The following is a 22948-nucleotide window of genomic DNA, read 5'->3' on the forward strand; positions in this document are numbered from 1 at the left end:
CTATTTTTAATCAGAAATACAAAATAACAATTTTGTGAAAACTAACTACTTAAGATTGGTTTTTAATCCCGAGTTCACGTTTTTTTTATTTCCAATTTCTCTTTTTTTAATCGTTTCTCAAATCTACAAACTCATTTTGTCCTGCATTCCACATTAGTTCTGCCTTTGCTTTAGCGTATTTCATTTCTAATTGAATGAGTTTTTGCTTTGCATCAAGATAATAGCGTTCTCTATAATTTATCAAAAAGACAGTGCTTTTTCCAAGTTCGAAAAGTGTTTGCTCTCCATCACGCAAAACAAGTGCATTCGCAGCATTTCTTCTTTGAAGCTCTACCATTTGTGCCAGACGATTGACTTGAATATAAGCCTGTTCTACACCAATCTGAATATTTCTTTGTGTGAAGTTTAAATCTAGTTCTTGTTGGCGTATTTTTATTCTTGCCATATTAAAACTAGCTCGTTCTTTTCTCAAAAATAGAGGAGCATAAAGTGTTAATCCAAATTTATAATCTTCCGTCAGAGCCAAATTATCGGCTTTTCTTGGATAAAGAATGGGTTTGTAAGACAAATCTAACTGTGGCATCAAAGAAAATTGATACAAACGTCTGTCTATTTTGAGGGCATTGAGTTTAAATTGTTGTTTCAATAGTTCGGGATGAAATTCGGCAGCCGTAGTAAGCATACTTTGTAAATCAAAATTTTCTATCTGACCTCCTCTACCAGAAGGCGCAATAGTGGGTTTTATAAAAACAGCTACTCCATCTTCCGACCATACGTGTCCAGAAAGAGCCAAACGAGTTTTTTCAAAGTCCACAAGGGCTTGTAAACGCTCCACTTTTCGTTTTTGAAGTTCCATTAAAGCCTCTGTGGTATCGATAGCACGATATTTCCCATATTCGTAAGCAGCTTTTACGCCCTCAAATCTAAACTCAGCTACTTCTATTCCCTCTTCGGCTACCAAAAGACTTTGATATGCTGCATACCATTCCCAATAATCTTTTGCTACTCCAAAAAATAGTTTATTGATTTCTTTTCGTTGCTCTGCCTCTGCCATCTCTGCAAAAACTTGTGCTTTTCGAAGGGTTGCTCTTCTTTCATCAAAAATAAGATTTCTGAGAAGTGGAATATCTATTCCTGCATAAAAAAGTCCTTCCTCTGGAACAGTAGATTCATTGCCCAAATAAACACCAGAATTATTTTCATAACCTGCTTTTATATCAAAACCCAAAATTGTAGGTATCTTAATTTCGGTATGTATTTTTTGATAATATTGCGTTTCCTTGTATTGTTTTTCTGTCCAATCTCCCATTATGGTAGGGTCAAACATTCCTCGTGCTTTGCGTATATCTTGAATAGCAAGAGCCGGAATCAGTTTGGCTTTTTGAATAAGAGGATGATATTCGAAAATAACCTCATATACTTCTGCCAAAGAGAGTGTATCTTCAATAGTTAGACCTGAAAGGGTAGGAACAGTCTCAATTTCTAATAAAGGGTCTTGAATAATGAGAGAATCAGGCGTTTGAGCCTTTAGGTTGGAAGAGAGAAAAAATAAAAAAAGGTTGAAAGTTAAAAAACAACCTATGTAAAATGACTTAGTTTTGAAAGCGTCAAAATAATTCAGATGATTCATTGACAGTAAAATGAAGTAAAAAGTTTTGGTAGATAATTGACGAAATTATAGCAAAAAAAGATAACCCAAATTTACAAAGATAGTTTTACTATTAGCTTTTTTTGTGAGGAATTTTATTTGAAATGAGGTATTTACAAAAAAGAAAATCCAATAAACACCATTTATTTTTTTGTAAATTTGTACTCTTATAAAATAGACATCATACCAATAGAAAATGAAACAATCTGAAATACGTTTTAGCATAGAGTTAGACGATAAAAATCTTCCAGAAAAAATATTTTGGAAAGCAAGTGATAATGGACAACAGCTTGAAGAAGCAAAGGCGATTGCCTTGGCAATATGGGATAGCCATCAGAAAAATTGTTTGCGCTTAGACCTTTGGACAAAAGACATGCCTGTTGAAGAAATGAAAGGATTTAGTATCAATATTTTAGGAGGAATGGCTGATACATTGTTGAGGGCAACCAACGACGAATATATGGCGCAAGAGATACACCAACTTTGTGAGAAATTAGCACTATATTTAAAAGAAAACCAACAAAATACAGAAGACAAATAGGTTTAATTACGAATTAAAAACTTTCTACATCGTAATTCGTAATTGACTAATTCGTAATCAAAATATGATTTCAGTACGCAAAAATCCAGACGATATCCCATCTATTTTACAATCTGCTCAAACAGAAAAGGCTATTGCAACATTGCTTGAGATTGGAAAGTTTGTGGGGTATCCTCGTTTGGATATTTTGATGCATGAAGAAGTATTGGGTAAACTGCTTGAAATACATTACAACAAATGTGCTTTCTGTGAGGTAGGAATTTCTATTCAAGATTCGACAGCTTTTATTACACACTATCGCTCACCAGAACTGTATTATTGGTTAGTCTATGAGTGGACAAACCTTTTGCCTGTCTGTGAAGAGTGTAAACTCTACGAAGATAGCCAGTTTCCGATAATGAATAAGCATAAAAGGGTAAAAAAGCCTCCCACTGACCGAATGCTTTGGCGTGCAGATTCAGATATTCATTTGGCTGAAGACCCACTTATCATAAATCCTGAATTAGATATTCCTGAAAAGTATATTGCCATTGATAGAAAGGGCAATCTACAACCTATCAAAAGAAATTTGCGTGCAGCTTCTACCATTACGGCATATAAGATAAATATGGGGTCGTCTGCTGTGGCTCGCCATAGAATTATACGAGATATTACACAAAAATTCTATAGAGCATCCGAACAACTATTAGAAGAAACATATCGTTACCCTGCTCCTGTAACTCTGTTACAAAAATACTTTGAACCTGTTTTGACAGAACTCAATGCTATGGCAGCACAGCGAACACCACACGCTATGCTAGGTAAAAATATGATTTTCAATTTTGAGTATTTTTTTATAGAAGAATGTGAAGATTTTGAAATTATGCGCCTTTTAGAACAGGTGCAAGTTCATTTTATTGAAACCATCACTCCTTTTATTCCTATTGATTTTCCAGAAGAGCAGCGAGCAGTTGAAGATAATACACTAATTTTGGAATCAATGTTTATCAAAAATATACGTTGTTTTGATAAACTTTCTATTGACTTACCTCATATTCATACCAAAGAAAATATTACGTTGATTGTTGGTACGAATGGAACTGGTAAATCAACTATTCTGCAACTTATTGCACTAGGGCTTTCCAATATTCCAAAGCCTCCTATAAATTATGGTTGGGAAAATGTGGTTCACGGAAATAAAGATGCAGGACATTTGGTATTGCGCCTACAAGGCTTTGGAGAAGAGGTAAATGTAAAATTCAAAATTGATAAACATGGCGTGATGAACACGGGAAGTCATCGTCGATATTTTGAAATGATACGTGAAAACTTATTGATTTTGGGGTACAGTACAGGAAAAAGAGGACTTCGAAACTACGATTTTCAGCACAGAACATTTGCTCCTATTGCTTCGCTTTTTGGAGAAAATGGTTTTCTAAAAAGTGAAGACGACCACAGTACTTACACTTTTATTGAAAATAATATTGAGAGCATAAAGAAAGTGGTCAATCGTCTGCTTGCTCCTTCCAAAACTGCATTAGAAAATCTGCAAAACCAAAAAATTGAACAGCAACTCTTGGGTTTAAACAAGGATGGAGATTTTGTATTCCAAACGTCCTCTGGCGAATCGCTTATTTCTGCTATGTCAGATGGTTTTCAGACAGTTTTTAGTTGGATTTTAGATTTGTGCGTACGTGCTATTCAACATCCTTTCGACTTAGAAAAACCAGAAAGCATACAAGCGATTGTGTTGATTGATGAGATTGATGTTCATTTGAGTCCGAATCTACAACGAACTCTTATTCCACGCCTTTCCGAAGTTTTCCCTAACACACAGTTTATTATCGGAACGCAAAGTCCGTTTATGATTCAGTCTATGTCAGCTAATAATATCATCTCGTTGGAGTGGGAAGACGAGCGTATTATTGCTCATCCTCTTTTGATGGAAGGAATGCCTTGGGCTTGGACAATCAGTGAAATATTAGCTCGTTTGTTAGGTAATGTAACAGAAATTTCCCCAATTATGGATAATTATCTTACTGAACTTTCACAAGCAATTGGAAAAGATGACAAACTTTATGCAGAACAACTCTATCTAAAAATAAAAAATGCTCTTCCAAAGCTAAGTCCGTATCACGAATATTTAGAAATTATAGCAAAAGATTTTTTCTCCACAACAGATGAAAAATAAAAGCATCAAAACACTTAAAAAATAAGTATTCTGATGCTCTAAAAGATATTGAAGCAATATATTAAATTGAAATAGGTTGTATTTGAATGTATTGCTATTGGAGCAAGACTACTGCAAAATTAGTATAAAAATTCTTTCTGATTTAAGAGGTAGCTTTCATTTACCCAAAGGATAGCACGGTGTTCGTTGTCGAATTTTCTAATCCATTTGAAGCCTTTTTCTTTGAGTTGTTTTTTGTTTTTTGAAAAAAATGCAGTTATTTTCCCTTTCTTGTCTTGCGTTGCAATAAAAATCATTTAATTAGTGTTTAAAAAATTGAAGCACAAAGGAAGTAACTTGTAATTGTTTTAAAACAATAGATATAGTAGTAAAATGGATAAAACAATCTCTTACTTCCGTTATTAATTTATTTACCAGTGTGGATAATATACAAAATTTTATTTTATTATGCAAATAAAAATGAAATTTTATTTTATGTGCTTATTTATTCCAATAAAATATTTGGATGTATTACTTGAAGTTTAATCTAGCAAAATAATTTAACTTATAAAATTGTCTATCAATTTATCATTATGAAATTAAAAAATATACTCTTTATTGTTTTTCTACTTCCCACTATCAGTATTTCACACTTTGGTTGTAGTCAAACAGATTATCAAGCCATACAAAATACCAATACAGCCAAAGATTCGCTTGCTCTTCTCAATACTTTGACAGATTCTTTGAAAATAAAACTTAATGATACTACTTTATCTTATGTAGAAGAAAAAGCCAAATCAGAAAAAAAGACTTTGCAGATTATAGGTGTGGGTGATATGATGTTTGGAACTAATTTTCCTTCGACTGCACACTTACCTCCCAACGAGGGAAAAGATTTAATTTCAGACGTTGATTCTATCTTGAAAAGTGCAGACCTTACTTTTGGTAATTTAGAAGGTGCTGTATTGGATAAAGGAGGAGCTGTAAAACGCTGCTCTGACCCTAGCAAATGTTATGCGTTCAGAATGCCAGAAAAACTTGTAGAAGATGTATTGAAACAAGGAGGTTTCGATGTAGTAAGTATTGCTAATAATCACGTAGGTGATTTTGGAAATGAAGGCAGAGAAAATGGAAAGAAATTCTTGAAAAACATTGGAGTAGAGTATGCTGGACTTACCTCTTGTCCCTATACAATGTTTGAAAAAGAAGGCATAAAATACGGTTTTGCTGCCTTTGCTCCTAACTCTGGCACAATGGATATTAGAGATATAAAAGCAGCCGAAAAAATTGTAAAGCAGTTAAATGATTCTTGTGATGTAGTCATTGTTTCATTTCACGGTGGCGCAGAAGGAAGAAGTAAACAGCATATTACACGCAAAACCGAAACTTTTTATGGCGAAAATAGAGGAAATGTATATGCTTTTTCGCACGCCATGATTGATGCAGGAGCAGATATTATTTTCGGACACGGCCCTCACGTTACTCGTGCTATGGAAGTCTATAAAGATAGGTTTATTGCGTATAGTTTGGGCAATTTTTGTACTTACGACCGTTTTAGTTTGCGTGGAGAAAGTGGACTTGCTCCGATTGTAAATATTGAAGTAGATAAAGAAGGAAAGTTTATTTCTGGGCAAGTTACGCCTATTATCCAGCTGGGGCGTGGTGGCGTTACGCTTGACAAACAAAAACGAGTAATCCCTATCATCCAAAACCTTAACAAAACTGATATTCCAGAAGGAATTATTGAAGTTACAGATGATGGAAAGATTCTGAGGAAAGATAAATAAGTTAATTGCACAGGGTTGAAGCCCTGTGCAATTATAGTATTTCTTAAATCTTATTATTTAGGCTTGCCCAGCCACCACCATTATAAACATTGGTGTAACCTTTTGATTCTAAGAGCCTTTTTGCACTTCCACTACGCATTCCAGAAGCACAACATGTTATGATGGGTTGAGTTTTGTCTTTCAACTGGCTAAGTTGTTTTTCTAATGTGTCTAAAGGAATGTTTTTAGAGTTTTTGATATGCCCTCCTGCGTATTCCCCTTTTGTACGAACATCAACAATTATAGCACCTTCTTGTAAGAGTTTTTTATAATCAGTAGGTGGTTTCGAATTAAATAAGTTTTTTAACGCATCTATCATAGTATTAGTGGTTTTGGGTAAATTTTCAGAAGTGTTTCTACAATAAAGTACTGAACACAAAGAAATTTGCTGTTCTGTGAGCAAAAAACACTGTTCATTGCTGTTTTAGCATAGCGACACCAACAACTTTTTATCTCATGTTCAATACTCTAACAAAAATAAATATTTTGTTACTCTTGTTTTGTAACAGAGGTTACAGAAACTATTTGTTTTTCTTTTTTTTAAAGAAATGTAATATAGGTTTTACTGTATAATTGAGTGGAAATGAACGCAATCTAAAAGCCTTTGATAAGCTATCTTTCTTGTTTGCAGAAAGTAAGGGGGATAATAGAGAGTTTTTAAAACTTTCTTTTGCTAAGTCTAAGTCAATATTTTTTGATAGAAGTTCTGCCCAGTATTCTCCCAAAAGCTCATTAAAAACGAGTGTTTTATATACTCTTATTCTTTGATTCTTTGTATGCAAGAGTTCTAACCAGTTTTTAGCTTTTTCAAAAAAGACTTTATTATTTACTTCAAAATTCATATTTCCTATTTTTGTATGAGTTTTGAGTTCGTCTGGAGTAGCATATACTCCTAATTCTTCTAACTGATTTTTATAGATTTTCAAAACATTTCTATCTGCTGTTTCTCGTTGTGTTTGGCTTATATTATTATCATGGATTCTATACTTTATCAATGATTCTGGTAGGTTTATCACTCTTGTTTTGTGAGCAATACGTATCCAAAGGTCATAGTCTTCAGCAGGAGGATATTCTTTCCTATATTTTAACTCTGAAAACTCTTTTCGCATCATAATAGAAGACTGTGCAAACTGATTGAGAAATAACAGTTTGGCTGCTATGCGTTCTGGACGGTGTTCTAGTTGCCAAGCTCCTTTGATAGTATTCTCATTGTCAATAATCGTAATCCAAGAACCCACTAAGCCAAACTCTTCGTTTTCATCTAAAAAGGCGACTTGTTTTTCTAATCGGATGGGTTCTGCACAATCATCACAATCTAAAATAGCAATATACTCTCCTTTTGCTTCTTCAAAAAGGCGATTGCGAGTATAAAAAATACCTCTATTACCTTCATTTTCTAAAAAACGAATGCGCTCGTCTTGGTAGGATTGTATAATTTCTGCACTGCTATCTGTTGAGCCATCGTTTATAATCACTAATTCAAAATCTTTATAAGTTTGATTCAAAATGCTTTCAATCGCCATTTTGATGAATTTTTCTCCATTAAAAACAGGCATCACAACCGAAACTTTTGGCATAACGATATTAAGGATTCAAATAAATATACATTTTCATTTAATTACTTGAACAAAATTAAACAGTATTTTGTATTTCATTCAAGTTTGCATTGAAGGTTTGATTTGGATGAATACGTTTTTCTTAAGTTTTGAGTGTATATTTCAAATTGGTCTGTACTGAAGAACTGACCAGTTTAAAATAAAAATTAGGTGCAATTAATTTTGCCCCACTACTTAAGTGAAAATACTGAAGTTGTATGAGAAGTTTTTTTAACCGTAAACAACGGCTATTTTCTCATTCTTAAATAACTTTAATGTAAACTTTATCTCTTCACAAACACTTCTTTATACAAACATACTTAATTTTACTACTATTTTTTTCTTAATTTTTTTAACTATGAACTATTACTATGCATCCTTTATTTAGCCAGCCATCTGTCCCTCAAAGAAAAGAACTTACCGAAACCCTTATCAAAACGCTTACTGATTCAGAAGAACAACTAGATAATACATTAGAAAGAGAATTAGTTTTGTTTGATGATAACAAGAATAAACCTAGCTACGTCATCGAAATACTTGTTCAGACGTGTAAACTTTCACTAGATGATGCTTTTGATGTTGTAACCGAAGCCAGCAAAAAAGGACATTCTACCATCACGACAGGAACTTTTAACCAGCTCAAACCTCTACGAAAGGCTATTTGTGATAAAAATATTTGGGTAGAAATTTTATGATTTTTAGAAAAAAATGACTCTATAAAGTAACAAAATGATAGACTTAGAAAAATTAAACCATTATTTTGGAATATTTAAGGGGTTGGGCTTACAAGACCTCAAAGATATGTTTGCAAGTGTAAGCCGAAAAAAACTTGCTCCTTTAGAATTTTTTATTGAAGAAGGTGAAACCAAAAGACAAATTGCTTATGTCAAAAAAGGACTTATTCGTTCATTTTTAGTCAATGAGAAAGGGGAGGAAGTTACAACCATGGTACGTTGGGAAGACCAATTTTTTTCGTCTCACGACATCATTTTACATAACTCTCCATCTCGTTTTTATTATCAAGCCCTAGAAAAAACAGAGCTTTTAGTCGTCGATTATGATTTGGCGCAAGAAATAATGAAACGGAATCCCAAACTAGAACAAGGGCGAAAATATTTTCTACTAGATATGCTCAAAGAATCTATTGAAAGGGTAGAATCTTTTATATTGTACTCTCCAGAAGAACGTTACATAGAGTTTGTAAAGGCAAAACCAGATATTGTAAATAGAGTCCCAGATAAATACATTGCCACTATTTTGGGAATGACTCCTGTTTCGCTTTCAAGAATTCGAAAACGTATCGCTACAAAAGAAATGGAACAAGCGAAGCGAAAATAAAAAAACAAAAAATTAAGAATGAAAAATTATCTACTGAACGAAATTATCTTTTGTTAATCTCTAGAAGCTATGAAGTGTAGTATATTTGTATAAATCAAAACGTTCAAAATGAGAAGGTTATGATTTATGCACTCTAAAACAAATACTACAATTATGGAATCTCAAACACCTTATTTTTCGCCTTTTCTTCCTGTTTTTATAAACCTCATTCGTTATTTTATTTTTGCTGGATTGGCTTTTTTGCTAGTGTACAAAGTTTTCAATTATAAGTTCTTGAAAAACAAGATTCAAAAACGAATTGCAAAAAACACCGATTTTTTAAGAGAAATAAAAAACTCTATTTTCTCAACTGTAATTTTTGGGTTGGTAGGTTTTGTATTGATTAATAGTTCTATCGGAGAACACACAAAAATTTATAGAAACATTAGTGATTTTTCTATTTGGTGGCTGCCTTTGAGTGGCATTTTGATGCTAATTATTCAAGATACTTATTTTTATTGGGTTCATAGAGCGATTCATTCTCCAAAGGTTTTCAAATATATTCACCGAGTTCATCATCAGTCGATAAATCCGTCGCCTTGGGCTTCTTATTCTTTTCATTTTTCAGAAGCAATTATAGAAGCTCTTATTTTTCCAATAATGCTTTTCATTATTCCTCTGCACCCTCTTGTTATTTTCAGTTTTACTTTTGTAGCATTTCTATTCAATGTGTATGGGCATTTAGGTTTTGAGATTGTTCCCAAATGGTTTAGATATTCGTGGCTTTTCGAAATCTTCAACACATCGGTACACCACAACCTACATCACGAAAAGTTCAAGGGTAACTATGGTCTCTATTTTAGATTTTGGGATAGAGTTATGAATACAGAAAATCCAAACTATGTAAAAGTATTTGATAAAGTACAAGAACAGCGATTTGGTGGAAAAACAATTTATTTAATCAATTAAACTTTTTTAAATTTTATATGTCTAACAACACAAAACACTCTTAAATTTTTATTCAACTCATTTTTAAATTTTATCTATTATGAATATCCAAAGTAAATTATTTCGTTTTTTTGTTCTATTAATTACAGTTTCAATGCTTGGCTTTACGGCTTGTAAAGAATCGGAAGAAACTGAACCCGAAGAAGATACACAAGCAGCCTTTGACACTTCAAAGGATGTAGAGACAGCAGAAGCACAGTTTTTTGATGCCTACAATACAGCATTAGATGGCTTAGATGGCGAGCTAGATGGTTCTCGTTCTGGACGTGTAGAGAGCTGTGCTATCATTACAAATGATGAGGTGGCTAGAGTACTTACTATAGATTTTGGCACAGGCTGTGTGGGAGAAGACGGACGCAACCGTAGTGGTAAAATTATGATTGGTTACAGAGATGGAGACAGAAGTACAAGAGATGAACTGACTATCACTTTTGAAAACTACACAGTTAATGATTATGGCGTAAATGGAACACTTGGCACAAATGGTTTTTCAAAAAACTCGTCTGACCAATGGCAATACAACTTGACATTAGAAAATGGAATATTAACTTTCCCAGACCGAAGCATGCAGCTTAGTTTTGAAAAACTTTATACGTGGACAGAAGGAACTGGCAACTTAGATGCTGGAGATGATGTATTCACAATCACAGGAAATTCTTCTGGAACAACTGCTGATGGAATAGCCTTTACTTCTACTATCACAACACCTCTAACTAAAAAATCTATCTGTTGGACAAGTCAAATTATCTATCCTGTAAGTGGTATTTTGACTATAGAATTTACAGGAAACTCAACAGGCAGAGCTGTTCCTAGTGTTACTTTAGATTATGGAAATGGTGATTGCGATAAAGAAGCAACCATTACGGCAGGTAATAGAACAGAAGTTATCACTTTACCATAATTTTTGATATTTTTTATTTAAGTGGACAGGAAAATGAAATCCTGTCCATTTTTTTTATTCTACTTTCAAGCCTTCCCATTTTGCTCCCTTAAAATCCATCAAAACTTTATATTCATTGTTTTCATTTTTTTGAAAAATGATAGATTCAGCAGATTTTTTGTCCCAAAAAAAAGTAGAATCATTTTCTGCAAGAAGTTTTCCACTAAATTTACCATCTTGATAAGCAACAAGAGTATCTTTTTCTACGACAAATTTTAGCTTTAGATGTTCTATTTCAGCAAAATCGTAAGTGCCTTCATAATTTGAAAGGATATTTTGAGGGATTTCGATAGCTGTTCTGTTTACTTCTTTAGGGATTTGATATGGCTTTCCTTCCAAGATATTTTTCAAATCTTCTGTAATCTGTTGGAAAGGAATTTCATCGTAGTTGGTTAAAAAGACAATGCTATACTCTTTCTCATAGTTTTTAAAAACGTAAGCTCGTTTCCCTTGTGTTCCTCCTGCGTGTCCGATGATATTTTTATCTTGTAAGGCAGAAAAGTAAGGCTCATTTTCCAGATGATTGATAAACTTCGAAAGGTCTTCTACTGTCGAATACAAATGCCCCACCTTACAATCGTCTTTTGGAAATTCTAAAATAGGAATAAGTTTTTTGTCTTTTTTATAATGACCGTAGGCATAATTTTTTAGATTTGAGTTATCAAAATCAAAATGTCCACCAGAGTTTTTCATTTCTAAAGGTTCAAAAAAGGCTTCTTTCAAGTAATTGTGATACGACTTTTGACTAATTTTTGAAATAACATAATACAACAACTGAAAGCCTACATTCGAATAACGCTCATCTGTATTAGGTTCAAATTCTAACTTTTCCTTTTTTGCAAGTGCTATGATTTCATCCGAACCAAGTTCTAGACAGTTGTCGTTATTTGTTGTAAACTCTCTAGGCAAGCCCGAACGGTTGTGCATCAGATGTTCTATCGTGATTTTGTTTCCATTGGGGAAATTGGAAATATATTTTTCTATAAAGTCATTTCGATTTAGCCTTCCCTCATTTTCTAGTTTTATTACACTTGCTTTGGCAAATAGTTTGGCAATAGAGCGCAAATCAAACTGATAGTTTTTCTCTACCCACAAAGAAGGCAGTGAGTCTAGTGGTTTTTGGGAGATATTATAGGCTTTTTGTAGCACTATTTTATTATTCTTTTCTAGCAAAACGACACCATTAAACTTTCCTAGATTTGTAAGAGCTTGCATATACTCATCAGCTTTGTAGTGAAGAGAGTCTATTTTTTCTGTGTTTTTTGTATTAGAAATAGGAGTTTTTTGAGATGTTTGGCAAGCTGACAAGAGAAGAATAAGAAGCAAAGAATAAATGCAGGTAGCTTTCATAACTGATTTTTTAAGTGAGTAAATGTGAGCTACAAAGAAACAAGATAAGTCAGCCAAAAAATTGTAAAAATGGTAAAGGGTTATTTATGTCTTTCTAAAAAAGGAGGTAAATCTTTGAAAAATGCAGAAGGCGAAACTCCACAAATACGTTTAAAATCGTTGTTAAAATGGGCTTGGTCAAAATATCCAAATTCATAACTTAGTTCTGTGAAAGAAAGATTGTGATGTCTAACTTTGTGCTTGATAACCTCCATTATTCTGACAATGACAATAAATTTTTTGAGTGTGTAGGTAACTTCATTTTTGAAAATTTTATTGATTGTCTGTCTGCTCAGTTCAAACTGCTGTGCTAACTCTTGTACTGAAGTGATACCTTTTTTCTCATAAATTTTCTCACAAACAGATTTTACTAATCGAATTTCTTCTGTAAAAATAGGTTTGTTTTTCTCTACAAAATTAAGAGCTAGTTTTTTCTGTTCTTCAAAATCATTACTACTAAATAATTCTTGGTGTAATTTGGTAACTTCTTTTCCATAAAGACTTTCTAAATTTATAATCCCTTCTTGCTTGTGGAATTTATTAAGAGGAAAAAAAGAAGCATTGAACCAAGGTTGAACTTTGATTGTGAAAAATGTAATGGAGTTATCAAATTTGAGCTTATAAGGAGGTTCAGAAAGACTGATAGTGAATGTGTCGTAGTCAATAGGAAGTTTTTTTTTATTCTTTCCAAATTCTAAGGCTGTTTGCTTTTCGTTGAAAAAAATAAAATCATAACAACCATCATCAATCACAGGTTTGAGCTTTATACCCGAAGTGGCTGGAATGTGTGCAAAGTAAAATTCCTTAATCAGAGCAGAAGATTCATTACTTAGAATATCGTTTTCTAAAATCATTTTATCCTGTGTTTATTTTGAAGCGATTACTTTTTTTTATCTCTAAATAAGAAAAAACTAAACTATAACATTTTGAATTACTATATTCCAAATCAGAAAGAATATCATTTTACTTTTCCTATGAAAGTATTAGCTAAATATAATGGGCTAGATAACTTAGATACTACAGTTGATGACACTCTAATACCTATCATACTTGAGCCTATCTTGAAAAAACAGGTGGAGTATAAATTTGATTTTTTGTGGGATAAAAAGAATAATAGTTCTCTCACTATTTGTTTTCAATTAAATGAAGAGAAATTTTCTTTATCTGATGTGATAAATAATTTACAAAAAAATGAAATGATAGAAGGTCTAAAAGTATTGGCAAGGGAATATGGAAAGATGGTTGAGGCTTTTCACTATGAAAAGACATAACAATATTTCTAAGATACTAATCTATACATCACATCACTTCTCAAAACATATTTTCGCCCTTCCAAAACCTCCATTCCTTCGTGGTAGAGTTTATGAAGAAAAATAAGAGCCATTCCTTCTCTTGGGATAATATTATGCTTTATGAACCTTGTTTCTCCTCCTTTATAGCCGTCGTTGAGATAAATCATAAAGGTAAAATAACTAGCTTCGGAAGCATTTCTGATAAAACTTCCGTCTTGGTGTCCTTTAAATTTGTGTCCTTTTTCATATTTATAGAACCTAAAAAGTTCGTTGATACCCACTACTTCACTATTTCCAATTTTGGGAACAAAAAAATCTTTGCCACGCTCAAAAATAAGGTCAGCAAGCTGCTCATTTTTATGAAATACTCTCTCATTATTTCTCACTTCTGAAACTACTTTTCCTGTGTCTATTGTAGCAGCTTCATAACCTAGCTCCTCACTAAGAGCAATATATTTTTTACATTCTTCTGGGCTAAAGAAATTGTTTATTGTAATGATTCGGTTTTCTATTAGATGTGTTGCTTTCATTTTAAGATTCTTCATATAAAGTGATTTTATGCTGTAATGAAGAGGTTTTAAAGTCTTCTTGTAATTCTTTTATCTTGGTAATGGTTTTTTCATCTTTGAGTATTTTAATTCTTTTTATCTGCCCACTTGTTAGAAAAAGTATGAATGATACGTAGTGAAGATGTTTTTTATCATTAGGCTTATCAATATTTTTGTCAATAAACTCTAACTTTTCTACTTCTGATAAGTAAATTGTTTTAGATTCAAATAATGACGAAAATACAACTTTACTATTGTTTATTTTTATGTTTTTGTAAAAGTGAAAGAGCGTATATAGTAAAAAAATGAAAAGAGCAGAGATCCATAAAGTTCCAAAAACAAAGCCTAATGATTTATGTATCGAATTCATCAGACCACACAATATGGGAGTAAATAATAACATAAAAATAATAAAGAAGGGGGAGGAATCGTTGGTCAATATTTTAAAATCATATTTCTTTTCTTCTTCCACTTCTCTCTGAACGTGCTGCTTACTTGGAATTTCTTGTAAGGTAAAAGGCTGGCTACAATGTTTGTTGTCCATATAATTCCAAGAGTCTAACAAAAATGCTGACTTACAAGCTCCACAAAGCACAATCTCATCCCCTTCCATAATTACATCTCCTGTAATGGGGTCTTTTCTTTTCTCTTTTAAGAAATTTTTATGATGTTTATTTTTCTTAGAAAGCGTATGAGGATAAATCATAAAGTTATAGTTGAAACTAATACAAAATAAACAGAAAAACTCCTTTCTCAAAACTGAACGATGTCAAATTATGAAAAAGGAGTTGAAAATAAGTTTTGTCGTTGGAGAAGAAACCAACAACGGCTATGAAAAAAATATAGTATTAATCAATACCCAATTCTTCTCTCATCTTACGAATATATTGTTCGATGGCTCCAGTCATAGATGGTGCATTTGGAAGTGGAGCTTCAATGTCTAGTCGTAGATTGTGGTCTCTTACTGCTTTTGCTGTTGTTGGACCAAAAGCTGCAATACGAGTAGTCTTTTGTTTGAAATCTGGGAAGTTATCAAAAAGAGATTTGATTCCAGATGGACTAAAAAAGGCAATTACATCGTAGTTTACATTTTTTAAATCAGACAAATCACTAGAAACTGTAGCATAAATGATAGCTTCTGAATGCTCAATATTGTTTTCCTTTAAGAAATTTGGAATATCGTCTCTACGAATATCAGAACAAGGGAATAAGAATTTCTCTTTTTTATGCTTGGCAATTACTTTATTGAGGTCTTCTGCCGTACGGTCGCCTACAAAAAGTTTACGCTTGCGAAGATTGATATATTTTGGAAGATAGATAGCAGTTTGTTCTGACACACAGAAGTATTTCATATCTTCTGGAATCGTGATTTTTAACCCTTTACAAAGCGTAAAGAAATGGTCAACAGCATTTCTGCTTGTGAAAATAACGGCTGTGTGGTCTAAGATATTGATACGTTGTTTTCTAAACTCACGTAAAGAAACAGGCTGTACTTCAATAAATTTTCTAAAATCTACCTTCACATTATATCTTTGGGCAAGGTCGTGGTAAGGAGATTTGTCTGTCAGAGGAGCAGGCTGTGAAATCAGTACACTACGAATTTGCTTAGGTTTCGGTGTTGGGTGTGAGGCATTTGCTTCGTTTGCCATATCGTTGCAAAAATTGGTTTGTTAAAAACTACGACTAAAACAGTTTGAGCTATAAAAATATTTTTTTCAATAAATCTTTGATAAAAGAGATGTTTTTTTGAAAAATAATTTATATTTACACAAACTATACATACAGATTTGTCAGATTATCTCTAAAAAAGTGTATGAAGTAATTCTAATTACTAATACAACACATACAATTCGGAAAATTTGGTTTAAAGATTTAGAATTTCAAATTAGTTGTATTATCTGATAATTAGTTACATAACTGATATAATCCATTTCGAAAGTAATAGAAGTGGAATTATTTCAGTGGCGCAAAGGTACGAAAAAAGATACAACTTACCAGCATTTGTTCGTGTAAACAAATAATAACTAATTAATAAACTGTGAGTTAGGATAGAAAAAACGACTATCAAGACAAAATAGTAGAGAAAAGAACTACTTGCAGCTTCTACATCAGAAATATATAAAGTGTCTGCTATGAAGGAAAATATGACACTTGTTATAAAAATTACGCCCATTATAAAAGTGTTGCCCAACAGAAGTGCTTGTGTGTGTTGTTCGTCAATATTACTGCTCTTAAAAAATAATTTCCCCATAAATTGAATCCAAAGCAGTCTTAAAATAGCAATACACAAACACCAAAAAGCTGCATACAACCAATCTAAAAGAAAAGAGAATAGGCTATTGTTGATAAGAAAATAATCACTTGCACTTGTTCCATATAGATTCAAGTAATCATAAAAAATCCATACAAAACCCATTACAAGGCTAAAATAAACCACATAGCCAATTTGTGGCAAGAGTTCAGTTCTTTTGAGAGCTTTGGCAGGACGGAAAAAGTAGTTCCACGAGTCGCCAAATGCTTCCTTTCCAACAATCGGATAGGCAATCACAGAAAAGACAACCACAATGCCTACCATAAACCAGTTTATTAATAAAATCCAGTCGGGAAGTGGTGAAATAGGTTTTTCTACGATGAGAGAGTTTTGAGGGGTTTGCTGGCTAATCTTTGGTGGGGTAAAGCTATTTTTTTTTGTAAGAATATAGGCTGAATATGGTTCAATAATCTGATTTTGAGGTTTTTCTTGATAAACAGTAAGCATCAGAAAACCATTGAAATCTCTATTGTTTGCAGAGTAGGAACGAAGTAAACTATCAAAAGAAACTTCTATATATTCTTTTTCTGTAACAAGCGAAGAAAAATGAGTATTCCAAAATAGTTTTGCATCTTGTGGTAAGGCAATCCCTAAATAATTATTTTTGTAATCTTGAAGGTTTTGATTGACATTGAAAATCAAATGCAAAGCTCTATACTGACTATGAATGGTAGGCAAATAAGGAACATAGCTTTCTAAATCTTCATCATAGATGACCCACTTTTCAGTAAGTGTCTGATAAACAGCATCTTTTTTAACAATAGGCAAAGCCATAGTAGAATGCTGAATAGTATAAAAAACTATTAGAAATAGAACAAAAACCGTAAAAGAAGAAATAAAACTTTTCACACAAATTATTTAAACATCTGAATTAGATACGTCAAAGGATGCGTTACACAACAAAATTAGCTAATTTCTGACTAAAATATGACTTTTATTTTCTGGTTATTATTTTTTGGCATTTCATTTTTAAGTATCCTTACCTCCATTTTCTGTAAAACTGGACAAACTATACAGTTATTATTAGTTCCATCTTTATTTTTTTCAATATATTTTGTGATTCAAAGTTTTGGTAAGCATCAACGAAATGTTAGCTTTTCTAAGACGAGAGAACTTCTTTTTTTAGTAAGTGGTAGCGTGCTGATTTGGCTTCTGAATGCTTCTTTTGTCTTTGATATTTCTGCTATTTTTAACGCTGAACAAAGTTTTAAATTTCTGATTCCTTCAAAAGATAGTTTTTTTTATGGTAGGCTTTCTGAAAAATTACTGACTTCTTCTTATGAAACTATTTTTCTTTTTCACGAAGACTTTCCTAGCGTTTTGGGAACAACTCCCTATCACTATTTTGAATTTTGGCTCTCTGCATTTTTTGTAAAAGTATTTTCTGTCTCTGGCTATGTTGCCTATTCACTTTTTACATTGCCACTTTTACAAATTTGTGCTTGGATAGGAATTTTGGCAATATTTGAGCAGGTAAGACGACAAAAACTATCATCAACTATTTTTCTGTGGTCGTTTGCCTTGCTTTTTGTAGGAGGAATTTATCTGCCATTTTATAATGAACTAAAAGGCTTTCAATCTACCTATTGGCTCGCCAACACTATTTTTACAGGACTTTCAGAGCATTATTTTTTTTGGATAGCCATTTTCTTAGCCTATCAGAATAAAAATTATAAGACTTCTGTTTGGATAATCTTTATGCTTCCTATTGCTTCGCCTACACTTTGGGCTGCCTGTTGGGGAGGTGTTTTTTTTATAGGAATATTTCTTTGGGTTAAAGAGAAATCAAGTTTTTTGAAGACAAATAGCTTAGAAATTTTAGCTTTTTTTTTACTCCCTGTATGTTATTTTTTGTTTTACTATTTTACAAAATCCTCTGAAAACGTGGCAGATGCAAGTACAACGGTTTTTGCCTTCTTAAAAAGTGGAAGGAGTATTTTAGAGGTTTTCAAAGAAGTTATACTATACTTATTTTCGTTTTTAGTCATCTATTTTCCTTTTCTATTGCTGTTGTACACTGGTTTTAAAAAAAATAATAGAACGACAATTCTTCTTGTATTTTTGCTAGGAGGTCTCTTAGGAGGTGTTGTGCTTTATTTTTTACTTCCACTTCATCAAGAGCGTTTTCAGTTTTTGAGAAATTTTATTTTACCTTTTGTGCAAGTAAGTTTGATTTATTTAATTATTAATTTAAAAAATATTTTGAATTACAAAGTAAAAGGTATTTTTATAATTCTGCTTTGTTATGGATTTGGTTTTACACTGCATTGGTTTTGGAAGGAAACGCAGCCTCATCAAGTGTATTCTTCTGCTTATTTAGATGTATTAGAAAAAGAACTGATAGAAAATAATAAACTCAAAAGAGGTTCAATTTTTCACTCTGACAGTTATTATGATGATAAAAAACTATTCAATAGAAATGAAAATTTTGAAATAGAGGGGCGTTATTTAGCTTTTAAAAAAGACCTAGAAAGGTTTTATAATTTAGATATGGCGTGTCTAATAGAAAATGAGAAGGTAACCGTAAATCACTTTATAAATACCGATATTTTTGCAAAGTGGCTTATCAAGAGAAACCAAGAATGCAGTGATTCTCTAAAATGGCTTTTCGTGGAAGAGCAGCAACTAGATTTTGTCATTATTGGAAAAGATGTTGTTATTCCCAATAATATTCAATCAAAAACTGCCTTTCAAGCAAAAGACAGCAAAAGTGGAGAAATATTTTTGAAGTTGAAATAGTCGCAAATCAGTTTTTTATATAGGCATAGTACGACAGACACTATAAATAAATGGAGAAGTAAAGTAAATATTGTGTGGATAAAAATTAAAAACAATATTATTCTCTTTCCTTATCAATGTAGCTTTGATAATCATTTGCAAGGCTACCTTTCTGCTTTTCTGAAAGCACTTTGCCTGCAAGTTGAAAAATAGTATGTTCCTCATCTTTCAAATGGTGATGGACTTTATCTTGCAACTGCTTTGCATAGGTAAGCCAAGCAGGCGAACTCATATCTGTCTCGTCTAGTTTTTCCATCAGTTCATCCATTTCATGATGTTCGGCTACTCCATGACGAGCGTGTTCTTGTGTTTTTTCATCTTCAAACAACGGAATATAAAAATGACGCTCTTCGCCATCGGCGTGTATTTTGAGTTCGTGTTTGAGTTGTTTGTATAGAGAGCGTCTTTCCTCTGTGTCTCCAGAGGTTTGGATAAGTTTGTCTGCCAAATCTCGTTGGATATCGTGGTCTTTTCGTAGAGCTTCAAAAATAGTTGTCATTTTCGATAGATTTAAGAGTTGTATATTTTTAAAGTTGAACAACTACAAACAGCTCAAATTTGTTTATTACAGCTAAACAAAGCAATATCCACGACTATTTTTACCTTGTCTTATATTTAGAACCTGTTTAAATTTCTGATAGTAAAACAAAAATTTAAACAGGTTCTAAACTTGACTACATTACTTTAAATTTTCTGTGAAAAAGTTAGTTAACTTATCAAAAGGTATTATATCTATTTTGTCATATAAATCTACATGAACTGTATTTGGTATTATTATCAATTCTTTTGGTTGAGCTGCTGCTTTGTAAGCATCTTCACTAAAATATTTAGAATGTGCATTTTCTCCTGCGATTATCAATACTGGTCTTGGAGATATTTCTTCAATATAGGTTAGAATTGGCATATTCATTAGAGACAAAGGTGTTGTTTTAGTCCAAGCACCATTTGAATTAATAGAACGAGGATGAAAACCTCTAGGTGTTTTGTAATAGTTGTGATATTGTGCTACAAATGAAGGTTCATCTCCAGTTAGTTTTTCGGGTAAATTATTTGATGATGTTTCAGGTTTTTCATTTTTTGCATCTTCCCAACGCTGTTCGCTTAAGTCTTCTAATATTTTAGTACGTTGTTCTAGTGTATTAGCATCAAAATAACCTTTTGCATTTACTCGTGACATATCATACATACTGGTAGTTGCAACAGCTTTCACTCGTTTATCAATAGCAGTTGCATTTAGTGCAAAGCCTCCAAAACCACAAATACCTATAATACCTATTTTGTTCCTATCAACTTTTTCATGTAGTCCAAGGTAATCTATAGCAGCACTGAAATCTTCAGTATTGATATCTGGTGATGCTACATTTCGTGGTTCGCCACTACTTTCTCCTGTATAAGAAGGGTCAAAAGCAAGCGCAATAAAACCTCTTTCAGCCATTTGGTTGGCATATAAACCAGATGCTTGTTCTTTGACTGCTCCAAAAGGACCACTAATGGCAATGGCTGCTAAAGGCTCATCACTATCATCTTTGGGAATATATAAATCACCTGATAAAGTAATACCGTATCGGTTTTTGAATGTTACTTTTTGACGAGTTACTTTGTTACTTAACTCAAAGGTATAATGTTCTGTATTATTCATTATTATTTCTGTTTTTTGTTTTGATGTTTCTTCTTTTAAAATAGCCTTAGATTCTTCTAAATCTTGAGGTAAGATTTCTGCTTCTGAAATATGCACTATCATATCTGACTCACTAACTGATAGAGGTTTTACATCAATTATTTTTCGAAGTATATTTGCCTGCTTTTGGTTGATAACCTTTCCAATAATATCTGCCACTTTTTCTAATTGTACTTCAGTGATTCCAGTGTTTTTTCCCATATCAATGTGTGCTTGTAATTGTGCTTCTACATCGGTCATTGCTGCTAAAGCTGAGATGGTAACTAACTCTCTTTGCTGAAAATTGAGTACATCACAAGCAAAAATATCAGCAAATAAGTGTTCTTTTAGAAATGCATCTATTCGTGGCACAAATTCTCCAAAATTAGGTGCAGGTTTGGGCTGATATTTATTAGTCAACTCCTGCAACACTTTTCTGCCTTGTTCATATTTGTCTAGCGAGTTATTTTCAATAACGATTTTCTTTCCCTCTTTATCAATAATCCCTTTTGCTTTTCTTTCTTCTACTACTGTTTTAAAGGCATTGATAGCATTTAAACTTCTTGGAAAGCCACAATAAGCATAAAGCTGAGTTAATGATTCCTTGATTTCATTAATGCTAAGACCATTGTCTAACCCATTGTTGAGTTTGATTTTCAACTGTTCAATATTTCCCGTTGCAGTAAGTGCAGAAATTTCTACTAAGCTTTGTTCATTACTATTCAACGTAGTTTTATCCTGTGCATTCATTTTTGATGTAGTTAGAGTAAATACAAGAAAGAGAATTCCAACAATCCACTGATGCTTTTTCATTATTCTTTGATTTGATTATTGGCTTGATTATAAATTTCATCTGTTACAGGTTCTAGCCATGTATTTTCATTTGTTTGTGGATTTCCACTTGTGGCAAGATGAGCAAACCAACTTGTAGCTGTTGCACCGTGCCAATGCTCTACGTTTGGTGCTATTTCTACAATATCACCTTTTTGTAAATGGCGTGCTGGTTTCCCTCTTTCTTGATACAAACCTTCTCCACCTACAACAATTAAAAGTTGTCCTCCTGTATGGCTATGCCAATTGTTTCTACAACTTGGTTCAAATGTTACATTAGCAAGTGGAACATTCAATTCTTTGTTGTTTGTCAATGGAGCTAACCAAGATTTACCTGTAAAGTATTGCTCATAGCCTGTATTTTCTTTCCCTGTTGGAAAGTCGCTTATGTTTGGAACTTCTGTTTTCATTTGTTCTTGAGTTTTATTGTTACAACTCATTGTAAGTGTGCATAGTACAATGAGAATTAGTATATTGATTTTCATATTAAATTGGTTTAATAATTTTTGCAGGTATGCCTCCTACTATCGTATTGTCAGGTACATTTTTTAAAACAACTGAGCCTGCTGCCACTATAGAGTTTTTACCAATCGTTACGCCTTGTAAAATTGTAGCATTTGCGCCAATCCAAGCATTTTGTTTGATATGTATTTTTCCCACCGTTAGTGTTTGTCTGTCTTGAACTGAAATAGGATGTCCTTCAGATAACAAACATACTTTGGGTGCAAGCATCACATTATCTTCAATAGTAATTCCTCCCAAGTCTAAAAATGTACAATCAAAATTGATAAAAACGTTTTTACCTATTTTGGTGTTTTTTCCGTAATTGATTTGAAATGGTGGTAAAATAGTTGTGCTTTCATCTATTTGCGAATTAATTATTTCATTTATCAATGCTCTTGCTTTTTCTACATCAGTTTCATTGTTCAATTGTATAAGTAATGATCGTGTATGATTACAAGCATTTCTGATTTTGAAATAATCTGGATCGTTGAATGAAATAGCTTCTCCTTTTAATAATCGCTGAAATATCATTGTATCTATTGTTTTAGTAGATACAAAGCTATGGAAACAATTAATTATATTTGTTACACTATTTGCGCACATAATGTCAAATA

At 32.6% G+C, this 22948-nt stretch carries 23 protein-coding genes; 9 read left to right on the forward strand and 14 right to left on the reverse strand.

Annotated elements, in window-relative coordinates:
- Positions 1-106: 106 nt before the first annotated feature.
- Positions 107-1630 carry a TolC family protein gene (locus QZ659_RS12185; RefSeq protein WP_291726100.1) on the reverse strand — a complete coding sequence of 508 codons (1524 nt, stop codon included), beginning with the start codon at positions 1628-1630 and terminating at the stop codon, positions 107-109.
- A gap of 214 nt (positions 1631-1844) precedes the next feature.
- On the opposite strand from QZ659_RS12185, the gene gldC reads away from it, so the two are divergent.
- On the forward strand, positions 1845-2189 hold the full coding sequence (gene gldC / locus QZ659_RS12190; protein ID WP_291726101.1) for a gliding motility protein GldC: 345 nt from the start codon (positions 1845-1847) through the stop codon (positions 2187-2189).
- Between the two features lie 64 nt (positions 2190-2253).
- Positions 2254-4359, forward strand: coding sequence for an AAA family ATPase (locus QZ659_RS12195; protein WP_291726102.1), 2106 nt, complete (start codon positions 2254-2256; stop codon positions 4357-4359).
- Between the two features lie 119 nt (positions 4360-4478).
- On the opposite strand, the gene QZ659_RS12200 is transcribed toward QZ659_RS12195, so the two are convergent.
- Entirely contained in the window at positions 4479-4655 is a 177-nt protein-coding gene (locus QZ659_RS12200) for a hypothetical protein (RefSeq protein WP_291726103.1), read from the reverse strand.
- 276 nt (positions 4656-4931) lie between these two features.
- On the opposite strand from QZ659_RS12200, the gene QZ659_RS12205 reads away from it, so the two are divergent.
- On the forward strand, positions 4932-6125 hold the full coding sequence (locus tag QZ659_RS12205) for a CapA family protein (protein ID WP_291726104.1): 1194 nt from the start codon (positions 4932-4934) through the stop codon (positions 6123-6125).
- Between the two features lie 43 nt (positions 6126-6168).
- On the opposite strand, the gene QZ659_RS12210 is transcribed toward QZ659_RS12205, so the two are convergent.
- The gene (locus tag QZ659_RS12210; RefSeq protein WP_291726105.1) at positions 6169-6483 is read right to left on the reverse strand and encodes a rhodanese-like domain-containing protein; all 315 of its coding nucleotides are present in this window, start codon (positions 6481-6483) and stop codon (positions 6169-6171) included.
- Between the two features lie 202 nt (positions 6484-6685).
- On the reverse strand, positions 6686-7741 hold the full coding sequence (locus tag QZ659_RS12215) for a glycosyltransferase family 2 protein (RefSeq protein WP_291726106.1): 1056 nt from the start codon (positions 7739-7741) through the stop codon (positions 6686-6688).
- A 389-nt stretch (positions 7742-8130) separates the two neighbouring features.
- Here QZ659_RS12215 and QZ659_RS12220 point away from each other — a divergent pair, with 389 nt between their 5' ends.
- The 4 genes from QZ659_RS12220 (at position 8131) to QZ659_RS12235 (ending at position 10985) form a co-directional block, all read left to right on the forward strand.
- Positions 8131-8454 carry an ATP-dependent Clp protease adaptor ClpS gene (locus tag QZ659_RS12220; protein ID WP_291726107.1) on the forward strand — a complete coding sequence of 108 codons (324 nt, stop codon included), beginning with the start codon at positions 8131-8133 and terminating at the stop codon, positions 8452-8454.
- Between the two features lie 34 nt (positions 8455-8488).
- Positions 8489-9097, forward strand: coding sequence for a Crp/Fnr family transcriptional regulator (locus tag QZ659_RS12225; RefSeq protein WP_291726108.1), 609 nt, complete (start codon positions 8489-8491; stop codon positions 9095-9097).
- Positions 9098-9250: 153 nt separating this feature from the next.
- The gene (locus QZ659_RS12230; RefSeq protein WP_291726109.1) at positions 9251-10045 is read left to right on the forward strand and encodes a sterol desaturase family protein; all 795 of its coding nucleotides are present in this window, start codon (positions 9251-9253) and stop codon (positions 10043-10045) included.
- Between the two features lie 79 nt (positions 10046-10124).
- Positions 10125-10985: a hypothetical protein gene (locus QZ659_RS12235; RefSeq protein ID WP_291726110.1), complete on the forward strand. Its 861-nt coding sequence runs from the start codon at positions 10125-10127 to the stop codon at positions 10983-10985.
- Positions 10986-11039: 54 nt separating this feature from the next.
- Here the strand turns inward: QZ659_RS12235 and QZ659_RS12240 are convergent, their stop codons facing one another.
- Together QZ659_RS12240 and QZ659_RS12245 are read right to left on the reverse strand one after the other, a co-directional pair.
- Positions 11040-12374 (reverse strand): serine hydrolase domain-containing protein, encoded by a 1335-nt coding sequence (locus QZ659_RS12240; RefSeq protein WP_291726111.1) that lies wholly within the window; start codon positions 12372-12374, stop codon positions 11040-11042.
- An 80-nt stretch (positions 12375-12454) separates the two neighbouring features.
- Positions 12455-13267, reverse strand: coding sequence for a helix-turn-helix domain-containing protein (locus QZ659_RS12245; protein ID WP_291726112.1), 813 nt, complete (start codon positions 13265-13267; stop codon positions 12455-12457).
- A gap of 72 nt (positions 13268-13339) precedes the next feature.
- On the opposite strand from QZ659_RS12245, the gene QZ659_RS12250 reads away from it, so the two are divergent.
- Positions 13340-13684 (forward strand): hypothetical protein, encoded by a 345-nt coding sequence (locus QZ659_RS12250; RefSeq protein WP_291726113.1) that lies wholly within the window; start codon positions 13340-13342, stop codon positions 13682-13684.
- 8 nt (positions 13685-13692) lie between these two features.
- Here the strand turns inward: QZ659_RS12250 and QZ659_RS12255 are convergent, their stop codons facing one another.
- From QZ659_RS12255 to QZ659_RS12270, 4 genes are all read right to left on the reverse strand, one after another.
- Positions 13693-14250 carry a prolyl hydroxylase family protein gene (locus QZ659_RS12255; protein WP_291726114.1) on the reverse strand — a complete coding sequence of 186 codons (558 nt, stop codon included), beginning with the start codon at positions 14248-14250 and terminating at the stop codon, positions 13693-13695.
- Positions 14237-14959 (reverse strand): hypothetical protein, encoded by a 723-nt coding sequence (locus QZ659_RS12260; RefSeq protein ID WP_291726115.1) that lies wholly within the window; start codon positions 14957-14959, stop codon positions 14237-14239. Before QZ659_RS12260 ends, QZ659_RS12255 begins: the two co-directional genes overlap by 14 nt.
- A 142-nt stretch (positions 14960-15101) precedes the next feature.
- Entirely contained in the window at positions 15102-15902 is an 801-nt protein-coding gene (locus tag QZ659_RS12265) for a uroporphyrinogen-III synthase (protein ID WP_291726116.1), read from the reverse strand.
- 260 nt (positions 15903-16162) lie between these two features.
- Positions 16163-17338: a DUF4271 domain-containing protein gene (locus QZ659_RS12270; protein ID WP_291726117.1), complete on the reverse strand. Its 1176-nt coding sequence runs from the start codon at positions 17336-17338 to the stop codon at positions 16163-16165.
- A gap of 153 nt (positions 17339-17491) precedes the next feature.
- On the opposite strand from QZ659_RS12270, the gene QZ659_RS12275 reads away from it, so the two are divergent.
- Positions 17492-19303, forward strand: coding sequence for a hypothetical protein (locus tag QZ659_RS12275; RefSeq protein ID WP_291726118.1), 1812 nt, complete (start codon positions 17492-17494; stop codon positions 19301-19303).
- Between the two features lie 97 nt (positions 19304-19400).
- On the opposite strand, the gene QZ659_RS12280 is transcribed toward QZ659_RS12275, so the two are convergent.
- The 4 genes from QZ659_RS12280 to QZ659_RS12295 all read right to left on the reverse strand — a co-directional run bounded on the left by QZ659_RS12280 (position 19401) and on the right by QZ659_RS12295 (position 22865).
- Entirely contained in the window at positions 19401-19841 is a 441-nt protein-coding gene (locus tag QZ659_RS12280; RefSeq protein WP_291726119.1) for a hemerythrin domain-containing protein, read from the reverse strand.
- Between the two features lie 180 nt (positions 19842-20021).
- Positions 20022-21812, reverse strand: coding sequence for a carboxymuconolactone decarboxylase family protein (locus tag QZ659_RS12285; protein ID WP_291726120.1), 1791 nt, complete (start codon positions 21810-21812; stop codon positions 20022-20024).
- On the reverse strand, positions 21812-22240 hold the full coding sequence (locus QZ659_RS12290) for a cupin domain-containing protein (protein WP_291726121.1): 429 nt from the start codon (positions 22238-22240) through the stop codon (positions 21812-21814). The genes QZ659_RS12285 and QZ659_RS12290 overlap by 1 nt, the downstream gene beginning before the upstream one ends.
- A 76-nt stretch (positions 22241-22316) precedes the next feature.
- Positions 22317-22865 (reverse strand): sugar O-acetyltransferase, encoded by a 549-nt coding sequence (locus tag QZ659_RS12295; RefSeq protein WP_291726122.1) that lies wholly within the window; start codon positions 22863-22865, stop codon positions 22317-22319.
- Positions 22866-22948: the final 83 nt, after the last annotated feature.

It is taken from the genome of Bernardetia sp., from assembly GCF_020630935.1.
Classification (GTDB): Bacteria; Bacteroidota; Bacteroidia; order Cytophagales; family Bernardetiaceae; genus Bernardetia.

What these genes read in the sequence shown, in the direction of transcription:
- QZ659_RS12185 (WP_291726100.1), bottom strand. Translation starts at nt 1,630, where the DNA reads ATGAATCATCTGAATTATTTTGACGCTTTCAAAACTAAGTCATTTTAC.
- gldC (WP_291726101.1), top strand. Translation starts at nt 1,845, where the DNA reads ATGAAACAATCTGAAATACGTTTTAGCATAGAGTTAGACGATAAAAAT.
- QZ659_RS12195 (WP_291726102.1), top strand. Translation starts at nt 2,254, where the DNA reads ATGATTTCAGTACGCAAAAATCCAGACGATATCCCATCTATTTTACAA.
- QZ659_RS12200 (WP_291726103.1), bottom strand. Translation starts at nt 4,655, where the DNA reads ATGATTTTTATTGCAACGCAAGACAAGAAAGGGAAAATAACTGCATTT.
- QZ659_RS12205 (WP_291726104.1), top strand. Translation starts at nt 4,932, where the DNA reads ATGAAATTAAAAAATATACTCTTTATTGTTTTTCTACTTCCCACTATC.
- QZ659_RS12210 (WP_291726105.1), bottom strand. Translation starts at nt 6,483, where the DNA reads ATGATAGATGCGTTAAAAAACTTATTTAATTCGAAACCACCTACTGAT.
- QZ659_RS12215 (WP_291726106.1), bottom strand. Translation starts at nt 7,741, where the DNA reads ATGCCAAAAGTTTCGGTTGTGATGCCTGTTTTTAATGGAGAAAAATTC.
- QZ659_RS12220 (WP_291726107.1), top strand. Translation starts at nt 8,131, where the DNA reads ATGCATCCTTTATTTAGCCAGCCATCTGTCCCTCAAAGAAAAGAACTT.
- QZ659_RS12225 (WP_291726108.1), top strand. Translation starts at nt 8,489, where the DNA reads ATGATAGACTTAGAAAAATTAAACCATTATTTTGGAATATTTAAGGGG.
- QZ659_RS12230 (WP_291726109.1), top strand. Translation starts at nt 9,251, where the DNA reads ATGGAATCTCAAACACCTTATTTTTCGCCTTTTCTTCCTGTTTTTATA.
- QZ659_RS12235 (WP_291726110.1), top strand. Translation starts at nt 10,125, where the DNA reads ATGAATATCCAAAGTAAATTATTTCGTTTTTTTGTTCTATTAATTACA.
- QZ659_RS12240 (WP_291726111.1), bottom strand. Translation starts at nt 12,374, where the DNA reads ATGAAAGCTACCTGCATTTATTCTTTGCTTCTTATTCTTCTCTTGTCA.
- QZ659_RS12245 (WP_291726112.1), bottom strand. Translation starts at nt 13,267, where the DNA reads ATGATTTTAGAAAACGATATTCTAAGTAATGAATCTTCTGCTCTGATT.
- QZ659_RS12255 (WP_291726114.1), bottom strand. Translation starts at nt 14,250, where the DNA reads ATGAAGAATCTTAAAATGAAAGCAACACATCTAATAGAAAACCGAATC.
- QZ659_RS12260 (WP_291726115.1), bottom strand. Translation starts at nt 14,959, where the DNA reads ATGATTTATCCTCATACGCTTTCTAAGAAAAATAAACATCATAAAAAT.
- QZ659_RS12265 (WP_291726116.1), bottom strand. Translation starts at nt 15,902, where the DNA reads ATGGCAAACGAAGCAAATGCCTCACACCCAACACCGAAACCTAAGCAA.
- QZ659_RS12270 (WP_291726117.1), bottom strand. Translation starts at nt 17,338, where the DNA reads ATGGCTTTGCCTATTGTTAAAAAAGATGCTGTTTATCAGACACTTACT.
- QZ659_RS12275 (WP_291726118.1), top strand. Translation starts at nt 17,492, where the DNA reads ATGACTTTTATTTTCTGGTTATTATTTTTTGGCATTTCATTTTTAAGT.
- QZ659_RS12280 (WP_291726119.1), bottom strand. Translation starts at nt 19,841, where the DNA reads ATGACAACTATTTTTGAAGCTCTACGAAAAGACCACGATATCCAACGA.
- QZ659_RS12285 (WP_291726120.1), bottom strand. Translation starts at nt 21,812, where the DNA reads ATGAAAAAGCATCAGTGGATTGTTGGAATTCTCTTTCTTGTATTTACT.
- QZ659_RS12290 (WP_291726121.1), bottom strand. Translation starts at nt 22,240, where the DNA reads ATGAAAACAGAAGTTCCAAACATAAGCGACTTTCCAACAGGGAAAGAA.
- QZ659_RS12295 (WP_291726122.1), bottom strand. Translation starts at nt 22,865, where the DNA reads ATGATATTTCAGCGATTATTAAAAGGAGAAGCTATTTCATTCAACGAT.